General features: G+C 60.7%; 5 protein-coding genes. All 5 read left to right on the top strand.

The window, feature by feature from the left end; all coding sequences use genetic code 11:
- Nucleotides 1-1,108 (top strand): DUF2345 domain-containing protein (locus tag SPH52_RS22280; protein ID WP_411797243.1); only part of this gene is annotated, 1,108 nt, incomplete at its 5' end.
- Nucleotides 1,109-1,137: 29 nt separating this feature from the next.
- On the top strand, nt 1,138-5,853 hold the full coding sequence (locus SPH52_RS22285) for an RHS repeat-associated core domain-containing protein (protein ID WP_411797244.1): 4,716 nt from the start codon (nt 1,138-1,140) through the stop codon (nt 5,851-5,853).
- 3 nt (nt 5,854-5,856) lie between these two features.
- The gene (locus SPH52_RS22290) at nt 5,857-6,465 is read left to right on the top strand and encodes a hypothetical protein (protein ID WP_411797245.1); all 609 of its coding nucleotides are present in this window, start codon (nt 5,857-5,859) and stop codon (nt 6,463-6,465) included.
- A gap of 697 nt (nt 6,466-7,162) precedes the next feature.
- Nucleotides 7,163-7,285: a hypothetical protein gene (locus SPH52_RS22295; RefSeq protein ID WP_411797246.1), complete on the top strand. Its 123-nt coding sequence runs from the start codon at nt 7,163-7,165 to the stop codon at nt 7,283-7,285.
- 688 nt (nt 7,286-7,973) lie between these two features.
- Complete coding sequence (locus SPH52_RS22300) at nt 7,974-9,149, top strand: hypothetical protein (protein WP_411797247.1); 1,176 nt, start codon at nt 7,974-7,976, stop codon at nt 9,147-9,149.
- The last annotated feature ends 58 nt before the right edge of the window (nt 9,150-9,207 follow it).

The following is a 9,207-nucleotide window of genomic DNA, read 5'->3' on the forward strand; positions in this document are numbered from 1 at the left end:
CGGCGGCGCCGGCGACCAGCTCGACCTCAGCCCCGCCACCCAGCAACTGCACAGCGCCTACCGCCTAGCCGACAGCCTCAGCGGCAGTGCCGAGCAGCACCACGCCGAGCCACTGGACGCCCGCGCCCACCTCAAGCAAGCCGGCGACGACACCCAGGGCACCTACGGCAACGCCGAAGGCCCCACGGAACAGGACCACACCACCGCCCAGGGCGCCAGCCAAGGCGGGCGTGGCGAAGCCGCACGCCTCAACGCCCCCTGGCTGCACCTCGCCTCGCCGGCGGGGATCGCGCTGAGCACCCCCGAATCGAGCCACTTGGCGCAGGGCAAATCGCTCAGCGTAACCAGCGGCGAAGACATCAACCTGGCCACCGGGCGCAGCCTGATCGCNATCGCGCTGAGCACCCCCGAATCGAGCCACTTGGCGCAGGGCAAATCGCTCAGCGTAACCAGCGGCGAAGACATCAACCTGGCCACCGGGCGCAGCCTGATCGCGGCCATCTCCGAGAAACTCTCGCTGTTCGTGCAGAACGCCGGGATCAAGCTGTTTGCTGCGCGTGGCAAGGTCGAGGTACAGGCCCAGAGCGACGCGATGGAGCTGACCGCCGAGAAGGACGTGACCATCACGGCCACCAAGGGCAAGGTTCATCTCAACGCTGCCAATGGTGTGCTGCTCGCCAGTGGCGGTGGCTACATCCGCATCAAGGGCGGCGACATCGAGATCCATGGCCCCGGCAAGATCGACGTGAAGGGGGCTCAGCACGCCTTCGCGGGGCCGACGAGCATGAGTCCCCCGCTACCGAACCTGCCGGTGACCGAGCCCACCAATCTCGACCTTCACCACACCTATGGCAACGGCGAGCCCGTGCCCGGCGCTGCTTATCGCGCCACCTTTGCGGATGGTTCCACCCGCACGGGGGTACTGGATGCGCAGGGCAAGGCTTCCCTGGCGGGCGTGCTGCCAGGCGCTGCCCAGATCGAGTATTTTTCGGACCCGCGCGATATCGGCCTGAGGCCTCAGGAGTGGTCGCGAGACAAGGCGGCAGCCCCGGATATTTCGGCATTGGCGCAAGGCCAGAACAAGGACAGCGGCAAGGCGACTAGCTGAGTCAGAAGAAGGATTACAAGGAAAGCACCATGACGGATCAGTCGACGAGTTATGACGTACCCGAGGAACTCCGCGAGCTTGCCATCCATCAGCGGGTGGTGACCACGGAGCCTTATGCGCTGCCAACGCCACCCAACGTGGACATTCAGACGGAACCGGGCAGCAGCAGGGTTCTGGATATCGTGATACAGGCAGCCTACATGCTGCCTGTGGTGGGTAACGTCATGTCCATCGGGGATGTTGCCCGCAGTATCGTCGTCCTGTGCGAGAAGGACAGCAATAACCAACCCAACCATCAGAATGTCTGGCTGTGGAGCGTTCTGGTCATCGATTCGATTGGTATCATTCCCGCGGCAGGTAACGCCTCGCGCCCTATTCGCTTGGCCACTCGTGAAGGCATCCTGGCTTTTGTGAGGGGAGAAGGTATTCATATTGTCGCCGAGCTGCTCTGGAACCAGGCCGGGGGCGATGCGCTTGAGTTCATAGAGGGCCTGCAAGGCTGGATGGAGGGGCAGAAAGACCGTTTTCGTCGTTTTGCCTCCGACACCATCACGGGTATTCAGTCGCTCGTCATCGACCCGGTAAGCGGTGCCGAACAGATGGGCCTCATCCAGGCAAACCCTGCCTGGTATGACGTTCCCGAACACGGCAAGCGCATCACCCTGACGGCTTTTGACAGGCTGGTCAGCGTATTTGGCGAGGAGGCTCGTCAGCGTCTGATCCGCGCCCTGGAGCAATTGCGCCAGATGGCGGACAGCATGATCGTCTCGGCGATCGATAATCTGTTGCCTGTATTGGGTGCCTTGGTCGTTGCCATGCAGGCACGGCGTAGAGGGCGTCGCAACGTCGAGCATAATGGGTTGGCGATTACCGGCCAGCCGAATACTCACCGGCGTGGTGCTGCTGCGCGCCAGAGCACGAACGAAGGCCGGAACCCCAGCCAGACGCCAGCAGGCTGTGCCTGCCCCAGTGGCGCCTCCACGGTCAGCCGGCGCCCCATCGACTATGCGATGGGCGACGAAAACCTGTGGCAGACCGACTTCCGCGTGCCGGGGCTGATCGATGTGGAGTGGACCCGCTTCTATCGCTCCAGTACCGATCAGCTCGACGACAGCGAACTCGGTGCTCGCTGGAGCTCTCCCTACCACCTGCGCTTCGAGTCTCACGCCGGGCAGTTGCTCTATATCGATGCCCTCAACCGAGCCCTCGACATCGAGCCGCTGGCGATTGGCGAGAGCCGCTTCCTGCCTCGCGAGCGCTTCACTGTCGCTCATCCCGACCCTGACACCTATACGCTGCGCTATCTCGATGGCAGTCAGGAACGTTACCAGCGCATCGAGAATTCGGGCACCGATGAACGGGTGCATTTCCGCTTGGTGGAACAGCGCGAGCTGGATGGACGAGCCCTGACCCTGAGCTATCGCCAAGGCCGTCTGGCAGCCATGACCGATGGAGCGGCCTTGGCACTGGCCTTCCATTATACCGAGGCCGGCCTGCTGGAACGGGTGGTGCGTCACTACTCGCAGGGCGAACATGAGCCCGAAGTCCTGGCGTTGTACGCCTACGACGACGAGCGCAACCTGGTCTCTCATCACAATGCCAGGGATCACCACCGCGAGTATCGTTACACCCATCACCTGCTGACCCACTACACCAACTTCAACGGGCTGGGGATCGAGTTGACCTGGAGCTGGCCGGGCCAGGAAGACGGCCAGCCGCCGGTGGCGCGCGAGGCCCGCTGTGTGCGTACCTGCCTGGAAGATGGCAGCGAAGATACCCGCTTCGAGTACCACCGCGACCTGTGGTACACCCGTGTGACCGACGCCGAGGGTGTGGTCACGATCTATCGCTACAACTACCACAACGAGATCGAATCGGTTTCGCATCCCTACCACCCCGAACTGGGCAGCGAGTACTGGTATTGGGATGGTAATGGGCGTCTGCAGGAGCATGTCGACGGAGAAGGGCGCTCTACCCATTACGCCTATGATGGCGAAGGGCGTGTCACCACGGTCACTGATCCTGCGGGGCTCGTCACTCGTCTCGAGTTCAACGAGCAGGGACTGCCGGCTCGCGTGACCGACCCTGAAGGCCGTGTCAGCGAGACCCGCTTCGACCCCCGCGGCCTGCCCGTGGAGAAGATCGAGCCCAACGGGCGCAAGACCGCCTTCGAGCACGACGAGCGTGGCCTGCTCACGGCGATGACCGATGCCGCCGGCAATACCTACCGCTACGAATGGAATGATCTGGGCCTGCTGGTCAGTGCCAGTGACTGCTCACAGAAAACGACCCGCTACCACTACGATCATCGCGGCCATCTGCAGGAGATTGTCGATGCTGCTGGGCATCGTACCCGCTACGAGCGCGATCCCGGGGGGTTGCCTCTCTCGATCCGCTACCCCGATGGCAGCGGGGAAGCCTTCGTCCACGATGGCGAAGGCAACCTGATCGAGCATATCGACTCTGCCGGTCACAAGACCCGCTACCGCTACAATGGCGAACACCTGCCCATCGAACGCCGAGACCCATTGGGGCAGAGCTTCACCTATCACTACGACCGGCTGTGGCGGCTACAGCGCCTGGTCAACCAGAATGGCGATGCCTGGGCCTTCCGCTATGACGGCACTGGCCGCCTGGCGGGAGAGAGTGGCTTCGATGGCCGTACCAAGGCCTACCATTACGATGCTGCGGGCAACTTGCAGGAAATGCATGAAGGCGATCAGCTCACCCGTTTCGAGCGCGACAACCTGGGCCGCCTGCTCACGCGCCGCACCGAACGCCCTGGCCTGCTGCCGGGGGAGACCCGGTTTGCCTACGACGCCCAGGGACGACTGGTGCGCGCTGCCAATCACGACAGCGAGACCCGCTTCCACTTCGATGCGGCGGACAACCTGATCGCCGAAGTGCAGCGTCATCGGCTGCCCAATGGCAGCCCATACCTCGCCGTGACGCGGCATACCTACGATGCCTTGGGCAATCGTGAAACCACCACCCTGCCGGATGGACAGGAAATCGGCTGGCTGCGTTACGGCTCCGGTCACGTGCACGCCATGAGCCTGGATCGGCGGGAGCTGATCGGCTTCGAGCGCGACGACCTGCACCGTGAGGTGCGTCGCCATCAACGTGGGCGCCAGATCGAGTCGCGCTACGACCCGGTGGGGCGCCTGATCGGCCAGGAGCTGCAACAGGCCGGCGGACGCAAGATCCAGCGCCAGTGGCACTACGCCGAGAACGGCCTGCTCAGCGCCATCGACGACAACCTGCGGGGCACCACGCGCTATGGCTACGATGCCCTGGGCCGGCTGCGTCAGGCCGTATCGCCCGGCAGGGAAGAGCATTTCGCCTTCGATCCCGCCGGCAACCTGATCGACGCCCAGGCGTTCGGAGGTGGCGAGAGCTCGCAGGCCACGCGCTGGCGTCAGGAGCGCCCTCGCGATTCACTCGATCACGGGCCGCACGAACGCATCCGTGTGGACTACCCCAATGCCCCGAAGCTGTCGCCGGCCATGGGCAACCTGCTCAAGCACTACGCCGGTACCCATTACCACTACGACGACTTCGGCAACCTGCAGCGGCGTATCGCGCCCAATGGCGAGACCTGGCACTACCAGTACGACACCGAGCACCGCCTGATCGAGGCCGCCCGGTTCGGTCGGGCCCCGGCGGCGGGTGACGACGCCACCCCAAGCACCCGTGCCCGCTACGCCTACGACGCCCTGGGGCGACGGATCTGGAAGCAGGTAGAGCAGCAGGGGAAGCCAGACGAGCTGACCGTCTTCACCTGGGACGGCGACCTGCTGCAGAGCGAAGAGCGCTTCGAGGGGCAACTGCCGCCGAGCCACGACACGCCGGCTGATGACCTGGCACGGGAGAATCCCGAGCGGCCATTCTCCCTGCCGGTTGCCCAGCGATATCATGCGCTAGGGGAAGCCTCGGGCCTCGTCCCCCGGCGCCGGGTGGTCTACCTGTTCGAGCCGGCCAGCTTCATTCCGGCCGCCAAGTTGGAGGCCAAATATGCAGCGGTCACCCGAGCCACCGGTACCCACCACTCAGGCATTACCGAGTACTCACTGGGCGAGCCGAGGCTCTACGCCTTCCAGACCGACCATCTCGGCACCCCACTGGAAGTCACCGACAGCGATGGCAAGCTCACCTGGGTCGGCCACTACCGCGCCTGGGGCAAGCTGGATAACGCCCGCGACGGCAGCGGCCAGTCAGCCGCCACCGACAACCCCTTCCGCTTCCAGGGGCAGTATCACGACGAAGAAACCGGGCTACACTACAACCGGCACCGCTACTATGATCCCGAGGTAGGGCGCTTCACCACCCAGGACCCGATTGGGCTGATGGGTGGGGAGAACCTCTATCAGTACGCGCCCAACCCGACGGGATGGGTGGATCCGTTGGGGTTGAGTAACAACGTTATTCCCACACCAAGCCGTACACAAGCTATGAGACGCGGCCAGCAACATGCTCAAGTGCCTAGAGTGAGCAGAGGGGGGCAGAATATCCCTATAGAAGACTTAAGACCAGAGAGTCGAGGACGAAACTGTGCCTGCTTGCAATCCAAAGGGGTGGAGTCTCTTGGAAGGCGTTCCCAAAGTGACTCTAGAGAAGTCTTCGATCATCCTGATGGACATCCTCACCTAACAGGTCCTGGACAACCTGCTCACCATGGTTCTCCCCATGTCCATGCTACCAATAGACAGGGCGAAACGATAATCTTTACTTATCCGGGGCCATGAAGTATGGATCGAATTTATGTGTATACAAAGCCATTTTCTGAATTTTCTACCTCTGCGCATGATGCGATCAGAAGGCTTCCAGCAAACGCTAATGATCAATTCACCTTGATCGTGGCCCAAGGGGACACGGGGAAAGTTGGGTTTGATGCTTCAGAAGCATTGTCCAATCTATTCTTTTGCCTTACGGAAAAAATGGAGAGGCTGGGCGTAAAAAACGGTAAGCCAATCAATTTTGACTTTTTTTCGGGAGGCATATACGTTAAAAAAGAAACTGAAGAGCTGGATTCTGAGTTGAAGAAGTACGAGAGGAACAAGATAAAAATAAAAAAAAATGAGATGCTGGAGAAAAGAACGGGGCGTACTTGCCCCCCTCCTGCTGCCACGGTGTTGGAGTCATTACTTGATGGGAGTGAACTGAATCAAGATGCATACTTTTTTTTGTTGAATAATTGTAGTTATTGTGCCTTTGTGTACCCTTCTACAGAATATGGGAGGTTTACAACATATGTTTTCTCGAAGGAAATAGACGTTTTTTTCAATGACCTTGAATCGTGTCTGGGTGATTTGGATCTGATAAAGGTTTCAGATGTCGCAAAAATTCCATGTTGGTGATTCTGGTTGAAAAAACTCTTGGGTGCAGGGCTATGGCTATGCTTTTTCGACTCTCGCACTGACCAAGTTTTGTACTATATATCGGGCCTAGGGTGATTGGTTGTCGCTTGTAGGGTAACTCTGCTCGCTTGGTTTGCCAGTCTTTCGTCGCTGTGATAGGCGGTCGGTGATGCTGGGATGTGGTGATTGTACAACCAACAGTGGCGCTTCAGGATCTGCTTTAGGTCTTCGCCGAAGGCATATCGCCGGGTCGCCGGCACATCTCTGATACGCCCGTTGAAGCGTGCAGCGATCAACACTCAAATGGCGGAGCGGTTACGGATGGATACCACCAGAATAGTCGAGGATTTATGAAAATTTACGGATATGAAGGAATTTATTGAAAAGACGATTGGCTTGATGGAGCGATATGGAGATAAGTTTGGGCACGAGCTTTTTTTAGATTTTACAGGGAGGGGCCGGCTCCCCGATATCATTATTGCCAAGTGAGTGGTCGGCCTCAATGAGATGAGCAAGCTCAACAACTGACATAGGATCTACTCTAATATACCACCATTTCTGCTCCAGCGACCTTGATGCCCGCCTAGCACTTGCTCTTAACCGTCTGGCGCTCTGATCTCGACACACCCAGCGCCGATGTGCAGGACACCACAGTCGCCATCCGCGGGTCCACCGAGCATAAGACCGGCGAGCGCGAATGGGTCGATTACCCAATGCCCCCAAGCTCTCGGTGGCCATGGGCAACCTGCTCAAGCGTTACGCCGGCACCCATTACCACTACGACGACTTCGGCAACCTCCAACGGCGTATCGTGAAGTAATGCTGGCTTTCACCTACGAGAACGAGGAGGCGGGTAGTCAGATCTGGGAAGCTAAATCTGTCTTCAATCTGGTCGGAGACAATGTCGACGCTTTTAAAGGGAATTCAAACTACATGCCGAATTGAGGCAGAAGCCGTACTTCCTAAATGCCGCGGGCCTGTCATTCGACGGGCCCGCGTTGGTTAGGGAGGAGGCAGTGCGCTCGGCCGGTGTGGATTTGATCATCGCCTGCATCGAGGCTGGTTCGCCCGGTAGCGTGTCTTGCGCGAGATATCCCGTTTGGCCAGTGACACATGATGGCACTGCGCCCTTGGCGTGCATTTGTACGATATCTCTTACAATTAAATAAGAAATGGCTCACGTGATGAGGGTTCTCTCCCCGGTGCTGCCTCGGCCCACCTTCTGCTAAGGTTCACGGTTCCTTTATGTCGTCGCGGGTAGAGCTTGCTCTGGCAACCATGTTTGCCGACGCAAGGGGGAAGGCCATGCTTCTCGGCGGGCTGTCTGGCGCCCTCGGTGGCGATGTGCCCCTGTTCGCGCTGCCACGCCCCAAGGTGGGAGGGTGAACAGTGTGCAACTCCGTCATCAGACGAACGGCAAGCCGGCGACCTTAGCTGGTTGTCATACCTCTTGCGGCACCGAGTGGATATCGGCGTCGAGCACTCCGTACAGCCTTGGAAGGTGAGGCATGGCCAAAGCGTCAATTTACGATCTTCTTAGTCAGCGCTATGAGCCTGTCGTAGAGCCACAAGAGCCCACTGGCCAGCGTAGCGATTACCGCCCGGACCGGCTACGCCTGATGGATGGCGTCGCCCTCACGTCTGCCGGCATGGTGGCCAGGGATGAGGTGCCAGAACGGGCAATGCCGGTATTGTCACCAGTGCTCCACGGCCCTGACGGCTTCCGCCTGCTCGTCCATGCCATGCAAGATGTCATGCGCGTGGACGAGCCACGGCTGGAGCGTCACTCCGCCAAGGCGCTGCGGTTGCACGCGCTGATCCAGACGATCTCCCTGGACGCCCTCATGCTGCTTGAGGCTCTGCCCGAAGGGGCTGGGTTCGATATCGTGGTGAGTGCCCCGTTGCGCTCAGCCCAGGCGGTCGAGATCGTTCTCGGCCGTCTGGGTACCATGGTCGCGGCAAGCGCCTACGGTGCCGGTCTGGGAGACATCCACCATAGCGATAGTGGCTGGGATCCCCATACCACTCTTGGGACGCGAGAGTCCGGAGGTCAGCCGTATGTGCTGTGGATCGGCGCGGATTCGCTGCTCAATCACGACGACATCGCCGAGCTGCACCGGCAAGGCCTGCTCGCCCTCGCTTCACGGCAAGTCGGGGTGTGTCCGGGCGAGGCAGCCTTCGCATTGCTCGCCCAGCGGGTACTTGATAGCGGGTCCGGCGGGGATGAGGCCCCGACGACGGGATGGTGGCTCGACGCGGCCACCCTGCTCGAACATCCGGAGCGCAGCATGCGAGACAATCCGGCCAGGCAGCAGCTGATGCACGACCTGCTGGCTCAGGCCTGGCCGGTGGCTGAGCCCCCGGCCTACCTGGTAATGGACACACTGGAATTGCCAGGCCGCACGATGGAGCTCAGCGCCCCCTTGCTCGAGCGCTGGCCGAGGTTGGACATCATTGATGACGGACTCAGCGTGAGCGCTTTGTGCGGCTGGCCGGGCGAGGCACTGACGCCGCTGCAACTGGTCTTGGCGCTGGCGTCGGTGGGCCACGCGAAGAGCGCCTTGCTGCTCAACCAGGCTGCAGAGACATACAGCCGCGCCCTGACACTTCACGCCTGTGCCCTGGCCATGAGCACGAACGAAGACTCACCGGCGGCGGCGCCGGTCGACCGCAGAAGGAGCTGAACATGGCGGACCCCCGTTTGCTGGATGACATCCTGGCGTCTTTCGACACCCCCCTGAC

The sequence above is a fragment of the Halomonas sp. A29 genome, assembly GCF_046723295.1.
GTDB lineage: Bacteria > Pseudomonadota > Gammaproteobacteria > Pseudomonadales > Halomonadaceae > Halomonas.

Bases quoted from the DNA above. Each gene is read 5' to 3' on its own strand.
- SPH52_RS22285 (WP_411797244.1), top strand. From the start codon at position 1,138: ATGACGGATCAGTCGACGAGTTATGACGTACCCGAGGAACTCCGCGAG.
- SPH52_RS22295 (WP_411797246.1), top strand. From the start codon at position 7,163: ATGGGTCGATTACCCAATGCCCCCAAGCTCTCGGTGGCCATGGGCAAC.
- SPH52_RS22300 (WP_411797247.1), top strand. From the start codon at position 7,974: ATGGCCAAAGCGTCAATTTACGATCTTCTTAGTCAGCGCTATGAGCCT.
- SPH52_RS22290 (WP_411797245.1), top strand. From the start codon at position 5,857: ATGGATCGAATTTATGTGTATACAAAGCCATTTTCTGAATTTTCTACC.